The organism is Acidimicrobiia bacterium, from assembly GCA_041676705.1.
GTDB lineage: Bacteria > Actinomycetota > Acidimicrobiia > Acidimicrobiales > SKKL01 > Actinomarinicola.
Genome location: JBAYRL010000006.1, coordinates 69,191 through 85,256, shown reverse-complemented (window position 1 = coordinate 85,256; position 16,066 = coordinate 69,191). Strand labels below are relative to the sequence as shown.

General features: G+C 54.7%; 20 protein-coding genes. 19 read left to right on the top strand and 1 reads right to left on the bottom strand.

Annotation, left to right across the window (positions count from 1 at the left end):
* Position 1 precedes the first annotated feature (1 nt).
* From WC184_10245 to WC184_10155, 19 genes are all read left to right on the top strand, one after another.
* Positions 2-520: a flagellar hook capping FlgD N-terminal domain-containing protein gene (locus tag WC184_10245; GenBank protein MFA7478254.1), complete on the top strand. Its 519-nt coding sequence runs from the start codon at positions 2-4 to the stop codon at positions 518-520.
* A complete protein-coding gene (gene flgF / locus WC184_10240) occupies positions 517-1,776 on the top strand; it encodes a flagellar basal-body rod protein FlgF (protein MFA7478253.1) in 1,260 nt (419 codons plus the stop codon). The genes WC184_10245 and flgF overlap by 4 nt, the downstream gene beginning before the upstream one ends.
* 98 nt (positions 1,777-1,874) lie before the next feature.
* On the top strand, positions 1,875-2,135 hold the full coding sequence (locus WC184_10235) for a flagellar FlbD family protein (GenBank protein ID MFA7478252.1): 261 nt from the start codon (positions 1,875-1,877) through the stop codon (positions 2,133-2,135).
* A gap of 4 nt (positions 2,136-2,139) precedes the next feature.
* The gene (locus WC184_10230) at positions 2,140-2,928 is read left to right on the top strand and encodes a flagellar motor protein (GenBank protein MFA7478251.1); all 789 of its coding nucleotides are present in this window, start codon (positions 2,140-2,142) and stop codon (positions 2,926-2,928) included.
* Complete coding sequence (locus WC184_10225) at positions 2,921-3,805, top strand: flagellar motor protein MotB (protein MFA7478250.1); 885 nt, start codon at positions 2,921-2,923, stop codon at positions 3,803-3,805. Before WC184_10230 ends, WC184_10225 begins: the two co-directional genes overlap by 8 nt.
* On the top strand, positions 3,802-4,353 hold the full coding sequence (locus WC184_10220; GenBank protein MFA7478249.1) for a flagellar basal body-associated FliL family protein: 552 nt from the start codon (positions 3,802-3,804) through the stop codon (positions 4,351-4,353). The genes WC184_10225 and WC184_10220 overlap by 4 nt, the downstream gene beginning before the upstream one ends.
* Before the next feature lie 24 nt (positions 4,354-4,377).
* Entirely contained in the window at positions 4,378-5,361 is a 984-nt protein-coding gene (fliM, locus tag WC184_10215) for a flagellar motor switch protein FliM (GenBank protein ID MFA7478248.1), read from the top strand.
* Positions 5,362-5,385: 24 nt separating this feature from the next.
* Positions 5,386-6,201: a flagellar motor switch protein FliN gene (gene fliN / locus WC184_10210; protein MFA7478247.1), complete on the top strand. Its 816-nt coding sequence runs from the start codon at positions 5,386-5,388 to the stop codon at positions 6,199-6,201.
* Complete coding sequence (locus tag WC184_10205; GenBank protein MFA7478246.1) at positions 6,198-6,584, top strand: flagellar biosynthetic protein FliO; 387 nt, start codon at positions 6,198-6,200, stop codon at positions 6,582-6,584. The genes fliN and WC184_10205 overlap by 4 nt, the downstream gene beginning before the upstream one ends.
* Entirely contained in the window at positions 6,584-7,396 is an 813-nt protein-coding gene (fliP, locus tag WC184_10200) for a flagellar type III secretion system pore protein FliP (GenBank protein ID MFA7478245.1), read from the top strand. Before WC184_10205 ends, fliP begins: the two co-directional genes overlap by 1 nt.
* Positions 7,397-7,399: 3 nt before the next feature.
* Positions 7,400-7,717 carry a flagellar biosynthetic protein FliQ gene (locus WC184_10195; protein MFA7478244.1) on the top strand — a complete coding sequence of 106 codons (318 nt, stop codon included), beginning with the start codon at positions 7,400-7,402 and terminating at the stop codon, positions 7,715-7,717.
* Between the two features lie 4 nt (positions 7,718-7,721).
* On the top strand, positions 7,722-8,483 hold the full coding sequence (fliR, locus tag WC184_10190; protein MFA7478243.1) for a flagellar biosynthetic protein FliR: 762 nt from the start codon (positions 7,722-7,724) through the stop codon (positions 8,481-8,483).
* A gap of 3 nt (positions 8,484-8,486) precedes the next feature.
* Positions 8,487-9,695, top strand: a complete 1,209-nt coding sequence (locus WC184_10185) for an EscU/YscU/HrcU family type III secretion system export apparatus switch protein (protein ID MFA7478242.1) — start codon at positions 8,487-8,489, stop codon at positions 9,693-9,695.
* A gap of 61 nt (positions 9,696-9,756) precedes the next feature.
* Positions 9,757-11,805: a flagellar biosynthesis protein FlhA gene (gene flhA, locus WC184_10180; protein ID MFA7478241.1), complete on the top strand. Its 2,049-nt coding sequence runs from the start codon at positions 9,757-9,759 to the stop codon at positions 11,803-11,805.
* Positions 11,783-12,706 carry a hypothetical protein gene (locus WC184_10175; protein MFA7478240.1) on the top strand — a complete coding sequence of 308 codons (924 nt, stop codon included), beginning with the start codon at positions 11,783-11,785 and terminating at the stop codon, positions 12,704-12,706. The genes flhA and WC184_10175 overlap by 23 nt, the downstream gene beginning before the upstream one ends.
* A 4-nt stretch (positions 12,707-12,710) precedes the next feature.
* Positions 12,711-12,959: a hypothetical protein gene (locus WC184_10170; GenBank protein MFA7478239.1), complete on the top strand. Its 249-nt coding sequence runs from the start codon at positions 12,711-12,713 to the stop codon at positions 12,957-12,959.
* A 9-nt stretch (positions 12,960-12,968) separates the two neighbouring features.
* The gene (locus WC184_10165; GenBank protein ID MFA7478238.1) at positions 12,969-13,388 is read left to right on the top strand and encodes a flagellar assembly protein FliW; all 420 of its coding nucleotides are present in this window, start codon (positions 12,969-12,971) and stop codon (positions 13,386-13,388) included.
* Positions 13,388-13,621: a carbon storage regulator CsrA gene (gene csrA, locus WC184_10160; GenBank protein ID MFA7478237.1), complete on the top strand. Its 234-nt coding sequence runs from the start codon at positions 13,388-13,390 to the stop codon at positions 13,619-13,621. Before WC184_10165 ends, csrA begins: the two co-directional genes overlap by 1 nt.
* Before the next feature lie 105 nt (positions 13,622-13,726).
* On the top strand, positions 13,727-14,635 hold the full coding sequence (locus WC184_10155) for a FliA/WhiG family RNA polymerase sigma factor (protein MFA7478236.1): 909 nt from the start codon (positions 13,727-13,729) through the stop codon (positions 14,633-14,635).
* Here the strand turns inward: WC184_10155 and WC184_10150 are convergent.
* Positions 14,632-15,942: an HDOD domain-containing protein gene (locus WC184_10150; GenBank protein ID MFA7478235.1), complete on the bottom strand. Its 1,311-nt coding sequence runs from the start codon at positions 15,940-15,942 to the stop codon at positions 14,632-14,634. The two genes, WC184_10155 and WC184_10150, sit on opposite strands and share 4 nt — an antisense overlap.
* Positions 15,943-16,066 lie beyond the last annotated feature (124 nt).

The window sequence follows — 16,066 nt, the reverse complement described above, 5'->3', positions numbered from 1 at the left end:
CATGACTTACATTCCACCTACCCCGGCCGCTACCGCCGACACTTGGGGCGCTAATACCAACCAGGCGCGTTCTTCGTCGGAGATGGACAAAGACGCTTTCATGAAGCTCTTGGTAGCGCAGCTGAAATATCAAGATCCACTATCGCCCGCGGATCCTGGTGAGTTCCTAGCTCAAACCGCCCAGTTCACGGCGGTTGAAAAGCTGGAACACATTGCCACCCAAACATCTGAACAAACCTGGGCTTTGGCCCTTGGTACTGCTAGCACCCTTATAGGTAAGGAAATTTCCTTCCTGCGAATGGATGGCACCACGGGTGTTGGCGTCGTGAGCTCGGCCACGACAGACCCAGACGGGATTGTACTCAACGTCGGAGACGAAGAGGTTCCTTTGGGTGCCATTACACAAATTGGTTCTGGAGACGGTTCAGGGACGAACAGCGACCAGGTCGAAACACCCAACCAAGATGCTGAAACACCTACAGAAACTGAATCACCCGTAGAAGAAGGAGAAGCTCCATGATCCGATCAATGTTCTCGGCCGTATCGGGCTTACGTAACCACCAAACCATGATGGACGTAGTGGGTAACAACATTGCGAACGTCAACACCACCGGTTTCAAAACCTCGAACGTGGTTTTCCAAGATGTGTTAAGCCAAACGCTTCAGGGCGGGGGAGCTGCCACCGCGCAACAAGGTGGCACTAACCCGGCACAAGTTGGTCTTGGTGCCCGTGTGGCTGCCATTACCACCAACTTTGGTCAAGGTGCGCTGCAACGCACCGGGCGCGCCACCGACTTGGCAATTGAAGGTGACGGCTTCTTTGTGGTTAGCCAAGCGGGCCAACAGCTCTACACCCGAGCCGGGTCCTTCTCGGTTGATGCGCTGGGTCGATTGGTAACCCAAGACGGCGCATTTATCAATGGCTGGCAATCAGGAGCCGATGGTCGAGTCAACACCAACGGACCGGTGGGTATGATCCAAATTCCAGTTGGCGACTTGATTGCGCCCGTGGCCACATCATCACGCGAGCCCGGTGTGACCGTGGGTGGAAACTTGCCGGCTAATGCTGATGTGGGCCGCATCATTACCAACTCGGTGCAGGTTTTCGATGGGCAAGGTAATCCCGTCAGCTTGAAGATGGCTTTTGAGAAGACCGATGAAAACGAGTGGGAAGTCACTTTCTCCTACGTTGACGAAAATGGTGATGACGTCGAGTTAAATACCGAAACATTGGCTTTCGACCCCGACACCGGCGAGCTGGACACTCCCGCTGACTATGGAATTGTTATTGACGACGCTGACGGAATATTTGGTGGAGATATCACTATCACCTTGGGTGAAGAGGGCGGGCCTAACCGACTCACCCAATACGGGGAGCTTTCGACACTGGCGATTCTTGACCAAGCGGGCTCCGCTGCCGGGTCGCTCCAGTCTTTCACCGTCTCCCAAGACGGCTTGATCGTCGGTTCCTACTCGAATGGCCGCACCCGGCCCATCGGGCAGATCGCCCTTGCCGTCTTTGCCAACCCCGAGGGCCTCGAAAAGGTGGGTGGCTCGAACTTCCGTCCCACCATGAACTCGGGTCTGGCCCAGCTAGGTCGAGCGGGTGAAGGCGGCCGTGGCCTCCTAAGTTCGGGCACCCTCGAAATGTCGAATGTCGACCTGGCTCAAGAGTTCACCAGCCTGATCGTGGCTCAGCGTGGCTTCCAGGCCAACTCGCGTGTGGTCACCACCTCGGATGAGCTGCTGATGGAAGTAGTGAATTTGAAGCGTTAAGCCAATAGGTTTCGCGGTTAGTCCTTAAGACGCAAACGTCGCGGCCGATAGTACAAACATCGCCTCTCGATTTGTGTGAGGAAAGTGACGGAAATGCGATGATTTTGCTTAAACGACTAAATGGCAGCGAGTTTGCTGTCAACGCCGACCTGATCGAACGCATTGACGTTACGCCAGACACCGTGGTGACCCTGGTGGATGGAACCAAATACGTAGTAAACGATTCGATCGACGACATTGTCGATCGAATCGTGTCGTTCCGGGCCCGCATCTTAGCCACCGTGGATGGCTTCGATGGTGACGACTCGGATGCCGTGGTGTCACCACTTCGCCTGGTGGCAGAGATAGTCGAGGACTAGAGCCATGGAACCAGCAAGTCTGATTGGCCTAGTGCTTGTCCTCATCGGGGTTTTCGTTGGCTCCACCATGAAGGGTGTCTCCATCGGCGCCTTCTTTGGGGTACCAGCGGCTTTCCTGATTGTGATTGTGGCCTCACTCGGTGCCGCCATGATGTCGAACACCATGGTTGACATGAAGAACATGGGCAAGGCCTTCATGAAGGCTTTCAAACCCGGTGACACCGGCGACCCAAGTGCCTCCATCGACCAAATTGTTGAGTTCGCGGAACGGGCACGCCGGGAAGGTTTGTTGGCCCTAGAAGACCAACTTGACCAGGTGACCGACCCATTCATGCGTCGAGGCCTCCAAATGGCTATCGACGGTGGCGACCCCGAGCTGGTACGCGAAGTGATGGAAACCGAAGTCCGGGCGCTGAAAGAACGTCACAAGGTAGCTGCCGCGTTTATGAACAGTGTGGGTGTCTTCTCACCCACTTTCGGAATTATCGGTGCCGTGGTGGGCCTTATCGCCACCCTTAGCCACCTCGATGACCCAAGCAAGCTTGGTCATGGTATTGCCGCGGCCTTTATTGCCACCTTCTGGGGTGTGTTCGCCGCCAACGGTATTTTCCTGCCCATTGGCAAGAAACTGCAACGCCTTTCAGCCGAAGAACTGGCTCACAAACAACTGATTATCGAAGGAGTGCTTTCAATTCAGGCTGGCTCGAATCCGCGCATGCTCGATGACATCTTGACCTCTTATTTGGCCCCCAAGGTGCGGGCGGCCCGGATGGAAGAGCGGCGCAGTGCGTAAACGCCACGACGACCACGAAGAAGAAGTGCATGAAAACCACGAGGCCTGGGTAATTCCCTATGCCGACATGCTCACTTTGTTAATGGGCCTTTTTGTGGTTTTGTGGTCAATTAGTAATGCTGACCTGTCGAAACTTGAAGCGCTACAAGGCAGTTTCGCATCGTCGCTTGGTTTAACTCTAAAAGGTGAAAGCCAGCTGCCGTCGCCTAGCAGTGAAGGTGGAGGACCCTTAAGCGGTTCCCATGGACTATTAGATTCCATCAAGCCTGCCATGGTCTTGGTCGGTGAAGAACTAGTAAGCCAAAAACGGGTAGAAAACGCCCTCGACGCGCTAGAGCGAGAAGAAACTCAGCAACAAGCCCAACGCATTGAAGATCGCCAGTTAGCTGAGGTTGAAGAAGCCATTAGCCAACACGCTGCCTCGCAAGGCTACGGCGATGCCGTGCAATTTCGTCGCGAAGGTCGCGGGTTAGTGGTCTCAATTGTTAGCGACCAGGTACTTTTCGAACCCGGATCGGCCGATTTACGACCTGATGGTCGTATTGTGCTCGATGGCCTGGCCAGTATTCTATTTATGCTGCCAAACGAGCTGGCCATTGAAGGTCACACCGACAACGTACCCATCGCCACCAGCCGTTTCCCCTCCAACTGGGAGCTTTCAACCGCCCGAGCGACTTCGGTGCTTCAGTACCTAGTAACCGTGCACCATTTCCCCGCGGAACGTTTACGAGCGGCAGGCTTTGGTGAATACCGGCCCCTTAGCAGCAACGACCAGCCTGAAGGACGTCGCCAAAACCGACGGGTTGAGGTAGCTGTGCTTTCCATGCTTGATGTGAACGCTTCCGGAGAAATTGTTACGCCAGGAGAAGATTCATGAGTGTACAAGAAGCTAACCGGACCTTAAAAGAACCCGGAACCGAGTTGCCCGACGGCGAGGCCGAGACTGGTGGCAAAGGGGGTAAGGGCAAGAAAAAGAAAGACAAAGGTGGTAAGTCGAACCTGGTGCCAGCCATTGTGATCGCGGTGGGCCTGGTGGTCGGTGGCTACTTTGTGGGTAGCGGCGGTAGCGGCGGCACCACCGAAGTGATAGTTACCGCCCCCGAGGTAACACTCGGTCCGCTGGTAGAGATTGACCCGATTACCTTAAATCTGGCTGATGGACATTACCTTCGCTTGGGAGTCTCGTTCCAGATGAGCGATGCCTATGAAGACGCTGCGAAAGACGAAGAAGTTTACGTGTTCCCATCCGCCGACGCTTCGAAGGTTCGCGACGCCTTAATCAGTATTTTCGGTGGTAATGATTATCAAACTCTCTCACGTGCTGATGGCCGTGAAAATGCTCGTGAAGAGCTATTAACCAAATCGAATGACCTGCTGAGTGGTAATGTCTTGGCGGTCTTCTTCACCGATTTCGTCATCCAATAGGTTCACCCAAGGCGCTGATTAGCAGTGACAGTTCCCCAACCTAAAACTCGTAGGGATGAGCCCGACGCTTTGCGCCATAAACCTTCGCGTCACGACGACCCAACCTTTCAGGCCAAGGCCCGCAGCTTCGATTTTCGTCGTCCCAACAAGCTAAACCGCGACCATATTCGCAGCTTAGAAAACATTCATGAAACTTTCGCCCGTCAACTAACCACCGTGCTTTCAAGCACTCTGCGAGCTGTTTCACAGGTAACGGTGGCCTCTATTGAGCAGTTGGCCTATGAAGATTATGTCGAAGAAGTGCCCAACCCTTCGCACATGACGATCATCTCGCTTGAACCCTTGCCCGGGGTGGCCGTACTGCAATTTCCTTTGAGCGCAGCCATGGTGATTATCGATTTGATGTTGGGCGGCCATGGGGCCTCAAATGGCCCGCAGCGACCCTTAACCGACATAGAACGTGGTCTAATGCGGACCATCATTGATCGGGCGCTTGGCGAACTTACTTTTTCGTTTGAATCGGTAGAACGAATTGAACCCACCATCTTGGGTTATGAATCGAACCCGCAGTTTGTGCAGGTGGCAGCGCCGTCCGACATGACTGTGGTGGTGACATTCGACATGAAAATTGGTCGAGAGGAAAACAAGGCCACCTTGTGTTTTACCTACTCGGCGTTGCAGCCCATTCTCGATGCCATGGCGTCGGTTACTTCACATGGACAACAAGGTCGACAAGATATCGCTTTGGCTCGCGCCCAACTAAGCGAACGGATGCTTGACGTTCCGGTAGATATGGCCATCGAGTTTGTCCCCACAAAGTTGACCTCGGCGGCCATTGTTGAGCTTGAAGTAGGCGACGTTATTGGTCTTGGCCACCCTACCGATGTGGCCCTAACGGCTTCGGTCGGTGGTACCCCGACCTTCAAAGTCCGTGCGGCGCGAGCTGGCAAGCGTCTAGCCTGTCAGATCGTCGAGAACATTGACGGCAAGCCCCGTTTAGGCTCATAGCCGGAAATTTCCTGGAGACTTTTTATGACCACCCACATACCAGGCCAACCCAACCCGGCAATTTCGGCGGAAGCTCTTGAAGAGCTGGTATCAACCGTGGCCGATGACTTCCCAGCGGTGGGATTACAAGCAGGCCCAGCCGATGTTCAAGACAACCTTGACCAGCTTCTACCGGGCATCGACTCAATGGTTATGGTGGTGCCGGTACTAAGCGACATCGAACGTGAAGTGTTCGTTATAGTTTCGCCAACTTTATTGACCTCGATGGGCGGCACCGACCTAGCAACGCTGCCGGAACTGGTTAATCGCACGGTCACCGAGCTCGCCAATGGTGACGAACTCGACCTAAACGCCACCCGTTTGGGTGTTGGTGTCGGTGCCCTGGCTGGCTTAGCGGTGGAAGGTGACGGCCCAGGTGCCACCATGATGGCGGCTGGGGTCTTCGCTGGTGTCGACCACATGGGCACGGTAGGCGTTTCGCTGCTACCCACCGAGAAAATGGCCCCAGTGACCGCCGACGAGACCGAACTTGGTGAAATGGACCTACCCCCGATGACCCCCACGCCCACCGTAAGTCGTGCTCCACTTGGTCGAGGTCTTGACATTTTGGGTGGAGTCGAGATGAACGTGGTAGCCGAGCTAGGCCGAGCCCGGATGACGGTTGGCGATTTGCTTTCGTTGGTACCAGGTTCGGTGATTGAGCTTGACCGTTCAGCGGGCAGCCCAATCGATTTGTTGGTGAATGGCACTTTGATCGCTCGGGGCGAAGTGGTGGTGGTGGACGAAGAATTCGGACTTCGAATTTCCGAAATAGTTTCCAACGATGAAGTCACCCCATGACCAGTGTCAGCTCCTTTGAACTACTGCTACGGCTAGGGCTTAGCTTTGCGGTTGTCCTAGGACTGATTCTGGGTGCAGCAAAATTCTTACGTAACAAACCAGGCTTTGGACGTGACCCCAAAGCCCCGAAGTTTGATGTGCTGGATCGGATTTCGGTCGGCCGTTCTTCTTCGGTGGCCCTGGTGCGCTTAGGCGGCCGGGGGCTAGTAGTTGGCATCACCGATGGTTCAATAACGCTGCTTACCGAAGCGCCGGAACTCATCGAAACCTATGAAGAAATTGAGGCTCAACGGACTGAGTCTCAGGAGGCTAGTAACGCCTCTAAATCACCAAGGACGAACTTCCTCCAGACTCTTAGAGAGTTGACCGTAAAGAAGTCTTAATGTTCGTCAAATTAGCTGGCCTTATGGCCGTGATACTGGTCGGGTTAATCGCGCTCGGCGGACCGGTTGGTGCCCAAACCTTCCCCGAACCGTCCATTCCTGAAGTGGAAGGCCCACCAGTACCAACGCCCCAAGAAAACACGGGACCCCGTGCCGTGATCGATGTGGACTTGAGCCAAGGCGAAGCCCCCAGCCAAAGCATCATCATAATTTTAGGGCTGACCCTGTTGTCGATTGCCCCGTCGTTGCTGATCCTCACTACCAGCTTCACTCGTATGGTGATTGTGCTTTCGATCACTCGAAACGCTCTTGGCCTTCAAACCATTCCCCCGAACCAGGTGGTGGTGGGTTTAGCTCTTTTCTTGTCGCTGTTCGTGATGGCACCCACCCTTTCCAAAATGAATGAGGAGGGTTTGCAGCCTCTTCTAGCTGGGGAAATATCCCAAGGTGAAGCTTTTGAGGCAGCTTCAGGACCGCTCAAGACCTTCATGTTGTCAAACACCCGTGAAGGCGAGCTGGCCATGTTGGCGTCGGTTTCGCCCGAGCCAACCCCAGAACGGGTAGAAGACCTTTCCCTGACCACCGTGATACCAGCGTTTGTGCTGTCGGAACTGAAGAGCGCCTTCATCATCGGATTCGTGATCTTCATACCGTTCTTGGTGATCGACTTGGTGGTCTCATCAGTACTCATGTCGTTGGGAATGATGATGCTGCCGCCGGTGTTCGTTTCGTTGCCGTTCAAGGTTTTGTTGTTCGTGATGGTTGATGGATGGACTCTCATAGCCAAAACGCTGTTGGAAAGCTACATGTAGGCCATGAACGAGACGATTGTTGTAGAAATCGGCGTTCAAGCAATGCTCTTAGCCATGAAGCTGGCTGGTCCGGTGTTGCTGGTAACCCTGGGCATTGGCGTAACGGTGGGCTTGGTTCAATCGGTGACTCAAATTCAAGAGCCGACGCTGACCTTTGTGCCGAAATTTATTGGCGTAGGCGTAGTGATTCTGATTGCTGGTGCGTGGATGTTGCGACAAGCAGTGGGTTTTGCCGAAGGCCTATTTGAACTGGTGCCTCGATTACTAAGCACGCTGACGCCACAAGTCGCACAAATGATGGCGCAGCACTGGCCGTGGTAGTGCCATGATCATTCAGATTGATGTAAGTGTTCTAGTAGGGTTTTTCTATGCCCTGATTCGCACCGGGGCTTGGATCACAATTTCGCCACCTTTTAGCTCGAACGCCATTACTCCCCGGGTAAAAATCGCTATTTCGGTTGGGCTTTCGCTGCTTTTAGCCAACACCTTTGCCGATACCGACGTGTCGCTCGAAGCGGGCCCCTTTATTTTAGGAGCGCTATACCAAGCGTTCGTGGGTGCCGCCATGGGTTTTGTAGTGCTGCTGTTATTCCAAGCGGTACAGGTGGCAGGCCAACTGGTGGACATGTCGTCGGCCTTTAGCAGCGCCACATTGTATGACCCATTCTCAAACGCTTCCTCGACCCCTATTGGTCGGCTCTTTGAAATGATGGCCATCACCATTTTGTTCATGATTGACGGGCATCTGATGTTGGTTCGAGGCCTAATTACCAGCTTCACCATGGCCCCGGTGAGTGGCTTTTCGTTGGAAGCCATGCCCGGCATTCTGATTGGTAATTTTGGGGTTCTGTTCGTGGCCTCGCTACAAATTGCGTTTCCACTTTTGGCAGCGCTGTTCTTGGCCGAGGTCACTCTCGGTTTAATGACCAGGGCAGCTCCGCAGCTCAACATTTTAATTATCGGTTTCAACGTAAAAATACTTATGTTGCTGTCGTTGCTTGTGGTGGCCCTGCCCATAATTCCACGCGCCGTGGAACGATTGGTGGAACAAATTCTTTCCGCCCAATCCGGATTTTTTGGGGGGTGAGCCATGGCCGACAAGTCTTCTAAGACCGAAAAACCTACCCCGAAACGCCGCAAAGATGCCCGTAAAGAAGGCCAAATAGCCCGCAGCCAAGACCTTTATGGCTGGCTGGCGGTCATGGTGGGCAGCATTGTGGTGCCGTGGCTAATTGGTTGGATGGGCACCGCGCTTGCGGGCTCGATGGGCTACTTGCATGAAGTGATGCTTAACCCGAACCCAGCAGCCATGAACCAAGCGGCCAAAGGTATTGTGGCCTCGGTAGCTCTCGGAGTAATCGTCTATCTACTCTTCGCGGCGGCCCTGGCCACGGTTACCAACGTGGCACAAACCGGTGTGGTGCTCTCAGGTAAATCGCTGAAACCAAAATGGAAAAGAGTTAACCCCGCTGAAGGCTTCAAACGCATGTTTTCGGCCCGCACCCTGTGGCAAGCCGCCAACAGCGTATTGAAACTAGCCCTGATCAGCTTTATCGTCGTACCCGCCATGCTGAGCACCGCGCGGGCCTTGGCCGGTGCTGCTCAATTCGACCTGTTCGCAGGATTGGCATACGTGGGGGAGCGCACCACCACTGCCATTCGCACGGCTGCAGCGGTAGGCCTAATGATCGGTTTTGTTGACTACGGATACCAGCGCTGGCGCACCGAAAAAGACATGATGATGTCGAAACAAGAAATTAAAGACGAGATGCGCAATAGCGAAGGTGACCCTCACGTTCGTGCCCGTCAGGCCTCGCTGCGAATGTCAGCTTCACGAAATCGCATGTTGGCGGCGGTAGCCGATGCCAACGTGGTAATAACGAACCCCACCCACGTCGCGGTGGCTCTCGAATACAAGCCAGGGTTCGGGGCACCAAAGGTTTTGGCACGGGGTACTGACAAGTTGGCGTTACGCATTCGAGAACGAGCACGTGATGAAGAAGTACCGATTGTGGAGTCGGCAGCATTGGCCCGAGCGCTATACACCTCATGTGAAGTCAACGACGAAATTCCACGGGTCTTGTTTGAAGGTGTGGCGGTAATTCTGGCGTTCGTGCACCGCTTGGCGGCCCGACAGAGCTTTAGCGGCAGCCACGTTATGGACGTTCCAATTTCATGGGACCCGCAACTTTCAAACCTGGAAAGTTCAGCTGGTCGCAGCATGCGTCGTCAACGGCGAAAAAATTCTCGACGAAAAGCTAAAGCTTCGGTGGCAGCTGCCGATATACCAAACGACTAAATCCAGCCAGGACGGTTGGCACTCACCGGCATGGACGCCCGGCGACAGGCAGCGTTGTAACGTGCGTGACCAACGACTTGGGCAGGCAATATTTCCGGCGGGAGTAATATTTGTGGTGGCCATGATGGTCATCCCATTGCCCACCGCGGTGTTAGACGTGTTGTTGACCATCAACATTGCCGCCGGCGTACTGCTGCTATTGGTTTCTTTGAACGTCAGCCGGGCGCTCGATCTAGCGGCTTTCCCATCACTGCTGCTGGTGGCCACACTGTTCCGTTTGGGCCTGAACATCAGCTCAACTCGACTAATTCTCTCCAAGGGTGACGCTGGCGAGGTCATTGCAGCCTTCGGCAGTTTTGTAATCGGCGGGTCGCTGGTTGTGGGCCTGGTCGTGTTCTTAATTCTGGTGGTAATCCAGTTCGTGGTGATCACCAATGGCGCCACCCGAGTGGCGGAAGTGGGTGCCCGTTTCACCCTCGATGCCATGCCCGGTAAACAAATGGCCATCGATGCTGATTTGAACGCTGGGGTAATTGACGACAACGAAGCACGCAAACGCCGGGCCGAAGTCGGTGCCGAAGCCGACTTTTACGGGGCTATGGACGGTGCCTCAAAGTTCGTTAAAGGCGACGCTATTGCATCGGTGATTATCACCATAATTAACCTGGTGGGGGGCCTAATTATTGGTGTTGTGCAGCTTGGCTTCCCGGTTGGCGAAGCCGTTTCTCGCTACAGCCTCCTCACCGTCGGCGACGGCTTGGTTTCACAAATCCCAGCCCTCTTGGTTTCTATCTCCTCGGGCATGATCATCACTCGCTCGGCGGGTGAATCCGACCTCGGCTCTGATGTGTTTAGCCAGTTCGCCAACCAGCACCGCTCGCTTCGCACCGGTGGTTTGGCCATGACCTTGGTGGGTTTTGTGCCTGGGTTGCCCACCGTGCCTTTCGTGGTGGTTGGTGTAACACTCTTTGTAATCTCTACCCGGTTGGCAGCTCGGGCCGCCGCTCTAGAAGCAGCCGAGGGTGCCGACAAGTTGGCACCGCCGCCCGACCCTGATGACCCCAGTGAGCTGGTGCGCACCATGCGTATCGAACCAATCAGCCTAGAGCTAGCAGTTGATTTAGTTGATTTGGTTGATGTGAGTGTTGGAGGTGACCTCCTCGATCGAGTGCGGGGTTTGCGACGCAAACTGGCGCTCGAAATGGGTCTAATCATTCCACCAGTTCGAACCCGCGACAACCTTGACTTAGAGCTTGGCACGTATGTGATTCGCATTCATGGGGTGGAAGCCGGCCGCGGCAGCGCACCACCAGGGTCGGTAATGGTGCTGGCCGATGATCTAAGCCAATTTCCGGGGGTCGAGACCCGAGAAGCTGTATTTGGTTTGCCAGCTAAATGGATTTCGGCTCAAAGCCGTGGCCATGCCGAGGCCTTGGGCGCCACCGTGGTTGACCGTGCTTCGGTGATCACCACGCACCTAGCCGAACTGTGCCGTCGCCATGCACCCGATCTATTAAGCCGACAAGAAGTTAAGGGTCTGATCGACCTGGTGCGACGCAGCGACCCGGCCATCATCGACGACCTGACCGCGGCACAAGTCAGTGTGGGCGAAGTGCAGTTGGTGCTACAGGGACTCTTGGCCGAAGGTGTAAGTATTCGCGACCTAGTGCGCTTGCTCGACGGGGTTGGTCAGCGAGCGCGCCACAGCCGCGATACCGAAGCACTGATCGAATCGGCCCGAGCGGCCATTGCCGCCTCGATTGCTACGGCCTACGCCATCGACGGTTCCCTAAGCGTGATCACACTTGACCCAATGTTGGAGCAAACCCTGGTGGGTTCCATTCAAGTCGGTGAAGAAGGTCGATTCTTGGCGCTCGACCCAAGCGTGGCCGAAGCGCTGGCCCACCAGGTGGCAAACCGTCTTGAAACAATCGAACAAAGCGGGCTGAGCCCGGTGTTAGTTTGTGCGCCCATTCTCCGACCGGTCTTGCGGCGTCACCTGGCCCGCATGATTCCCCGCCTCTCAGTTCTTTCTTATGAAGAGCTTCCCGATCATCTAACGATCCAAGCCCTAGGAACGGTGAACATTGACCAACCAGTTGAAGTTTGACGGTCCGCGACTTGAAGATGTGTTGCTTCGAGTGCGAGACGAAATAGGTGAAAATGCGGTCATCGTAGAAGCCAACCGCACCCTACGTGGCGGCGTGGCCGGATTCTTTGCCAAAGAATGGTTTGAAGTGGTGGTAGAAGCCAACCCTGAAGCCGACCTACTAGCTTGGGCGGATCGAGTGGAAGATTCAAGCGTGGCACAAGCAGAACCAACGCTTGAGTTCGAGCAGGTTCTAGCTACCGCCACTCGTCCAGCCTTGGCAACAATCGAACTGCCTAGCCCCAAGGTTGAATTACCCAGCCCCGAAAAAGCCTTGAGCCAGCTACCTCTGGCCGAAATGCTAGAGGCCCTCGATGCCATCGTGCCAAGCCCGTTTCACCCCGCACCAGGGCCGAGCGTGATTGTTTTTGCTGGTGAGATGAACGCTGCCATGTTGGCCGCCGGTGCCTTTGCTAAACGGCTGGGACAAAACTCGGGCGATATTGTGGCCGTTTCGAAAGCCCCAGTCTCAACTCTGCCAGCGTGGATGCAGATCAACTCGAAAGCCGCCGCACGTCAACGTGGTGCACGCTGGCGCATGGGAGACACCCCGGTGGTTGTGGCCATCGACTTGGTGCCGGGCCTAGACGGACACAACTGGGCTAGTGAAATGATTGGCGCCCTTGGTGCAGACCATGTGCGGCTAGTGGCTAACGCTTGGCAGGTCATCACAGACATCGCGCCCAAAGCAGCCATGTTGGGTGGCGTTGACGGTTTAGAACTGGTGGGTCTGGCTGATTCAGCCACACCGGAAATTTTCTTAGATCTGGGCTTTCCCGTGCTCGGCCTCGACGGTCGAGTGGCCACCTCCGAGTTATGGGCAGCGTTGTTGATGGAACGGCGGAACGATGAAAAACGGTAATTCAATGGCGACAATTCTTGTTGAGGCCCGCTTTGGCATCACGTTGTTGCTGGCCACGGCATTGGCTGGTCCGGTACTAATGGCGGCCCTAAACGGTGAACGCAGCCCGGCTTCGGCGCTGCTTCTATACGGTGTTGCCATTGTGGTGGCCTGGTTTGTGCTTGGATTTATGGTGGCTGCGTTTTCTTCGCCCGGCCCCATCACCGATGATATTGATGATGAACGCGACGATTCTGAGCGTTCGATTAAGTAGGTTTGAACCGTGCGTGTTGAATCGGAACAACTTGGAGTGATTGAAGTGGAAGAAACCAAGATTATCCGTCTGCCTGATGGACTCTTAGGGTTCCCCGAGATCACTCGGTTTGCGCTAATTGAAGCTAGCGACGACGGAACATACTTTTGGTTGCAGGCCCTTGATAATCCAGAGTTATCTTTTCTTAGCCTGATTCCTTGGGGCTTTTTCCCTGACTATGAACCCGAAATTTCTGATGCTGATCAGGCGGTATTGGAACTAGACAGCCCCGAACATGCATTAGTTCTATGTTTGATAACCATTAGCGATGATGCGGTTACAGCAAACTTATTAGGACCGGTAATTATTAACAGCATTAGCGGAACTGGCCGGCAGATTGTGCTTGAGCGCACCGACTATTCCACCCGTGCTGAGCTCGCCCAACTCTGATGCTGGTCCTTAGCCGTAAATCCAACGAATCAATTATCATTGGCGGTGACATTAAAGTAACCGTGCTGGAAGTTCGCGGTGACCAGGTACGTTTGGGTATTTCGGCCCCCCGCGATGTAACCGTCCATCGTGAAGAGGTGCACGCCGAGATCCAGCGCGAGAATATTTCAGCAGCTTCAGTGCGTTCAAGTGATATAACCCGATTGCCTAAGTTGCCTATGCCGCCGAAGTAACTTCTTAAATCAACGACATCAATGCGCGGGTTTGTGACAAAATGCCTTACCGCGTATAAGTTAATTAAACTAATCTAGGTTTATTCCAAATCTAACGGAAGCAATATGTCACTCGCGTTCAACCCACAACCTCTAAACGCCGAACAGCGTGAACTTGTGGATGCCCATCTGCCCATGGTTGAGCACCTGGTGTTGCGAGTAAGTTCAAGCTTCCCACGCCACGTTGACCGTGGTGATCTAATCAGTGCTGGCATGGTGGGCTTGGTCGAAGCCGCCATGCGCTACGACGAAGCCCGAGGCGTACCCTTTTCACGCTATGCCGCACGCCGCATTCGTGGTTCTGTGCTCGATGCCGTACGCAGCACCGACTGGGCACCCCGCTCGGCGCGCCAACTCTCACGTGCTGCCGATAGCGCTACCCAAGAGCTAGCGGCCCGCAGCGGTCGCATTCCTACCGATGCTGAATTAGCAGCCGAAATTGGCATCAGCTTGGCGGAACTAACCGAAATGCGCGGTCGCATCCAGCGCGGTGTCATCCACTCGCTAGAAGCCCGTACCAGTGGTGACGGCGCTCGAATTGAAGATCGCTTAACCGATACCTCAGTCTCGGGGCCCGATGAGCTACTGGAACAAGAAGAGTTAAAAGGTTATTTACGCGCTGCCATAGAGCACCTACCCGAACGGCATCGCATTGTGGTGGTAGGCCATTATTTCGAACAGCGATCCTTTGAAGAACTAGCCAGTTTCTTGGGGGTAACGCCATCGCGTATTTCCCAGCTGCGTTCCGACGCTGTTGAGATGATTAAAGATGGTATTGAGGCCCAGTACGAACCACCGAGCAGCGAGAAAGTGGTGGGTCGTGTGGCCTTGCGCCAAGCACGTTTCGCGAGTGAAATCGCCTCGCATAGCGATTGGCGCTCGCGTATCGATAAGGCTGCTCGCACCTTCGATTCGCTAAGTCGCTTCGGGATAGACGGCGTGGAAGACGGCGGCTCCACGGCCGTTGATGTTTAACCGCTAAGGCCTCTTTCAATCCGACCCATCCAAGCCACCGCGTTCCGATAGGCCCAGACGATCACGCTGGGATCGAAATGAGATCGTGCTAAGGCGTCAAGATCGTTCATTTCGTAAGCTTTAACAAGGGCCAAACCTTCACCTAGGCGGCCCGAACCGCTCCGCAGTGCGGCCGCAATAGCATCGGATACTGGAATCCGATCAAGTACTTGGTCGACGGAGAGCCCAAGCAATAGGTCGAGGCTTGAAAACAATCCGGTCGTAAAAGCGGCGTTTGCTAATGCAGGGTTAGTCAGCTCGAATAGCTCTTTGGCATGACAGGCACGCAGCAACGAAATTTTGACCACTTCAGGGGAATGGTCGGTAGCTTCTGAAAGCGACAACAACGCCGCTACCGAGCGAACCGTGTCGAGCCCCAAATAAACAATGGCATCACGGGTACGTTCCACCCGGCGTTCCAAAGCCAGATAGCTAGAGTTCGCCATGCGCAACATCTTGTAGGAAAGGCCAACATCGATTGAAACCAGCCGGTCAATGTCGTCGATGGTCACATCCGGGCGTTCCAGCTCTCCCAAAAGTTGTAGTACTGCCACCCGATTGGCAGGGATGGTGGGTTCGTCGATACGTTCCGCTGGCCGTAAAATATCGCCTTGCATCCAGGTGGCCCCGGCCCGCTTGGTTGGCTCCACATCCGAGGGTTCACGCAGGCCAGTGACCAGCACCTTGGCTCGTGGACTCCAGTCCACAATTTGGGTAATAAGGTCTTCGCAGTGTTCTTCGTCGAAGGGGATGCTGGCACCATCGACGATCTGCACTACGTGGTCAGGGCGCTCAGCCTGGTCAATGTTGGCCACCAACATGCGGTAACCATCGTCTCGAGCGCTGCGCAGAATTTCTTCATCGGCTCGCCTGATCTCACCCGAAACTTCGATCATCATGCGTTCGGGGGGTAAAGCATGGTGAATACCGTCACGGAGTGACTGCATAGGCAGGTTTATGAAACCAGTGCGACCCCCAATCAAGCTGTCAAGACCGATTTCTAACAAGACCCGGGTCAATAGGAATCGTGGCTGGTCGCCCGGGTCTTCACCAATGGTGTCGACAATGAGTTGATAACCCAAGACGTCCATTCGACGGTCAAAAACGGGGGCACGACCAATGAAGGTGGCCTTTGGACGAGGCACGGGTGGTGGTTCAGCTGGGGCCAGGTTGGCTTTCGCTACCATGGCACGAGTAACCACAGTGGGGCGAGGGGCACCTTCGGTGGCTTTGCGCTTTAGGAAACGTCGGCGTGACGCGGCAGTCATATTGGATCTATCGGCACGAGCGAGCCAAAGTTGACCCAAGTTGTCAAGCTTCTGCCGCAATTATGGCTGGTGTGTGACCTATGTCTCTAGCGTGGCGATAAAGTATGGCCAGAAAAATAGATAG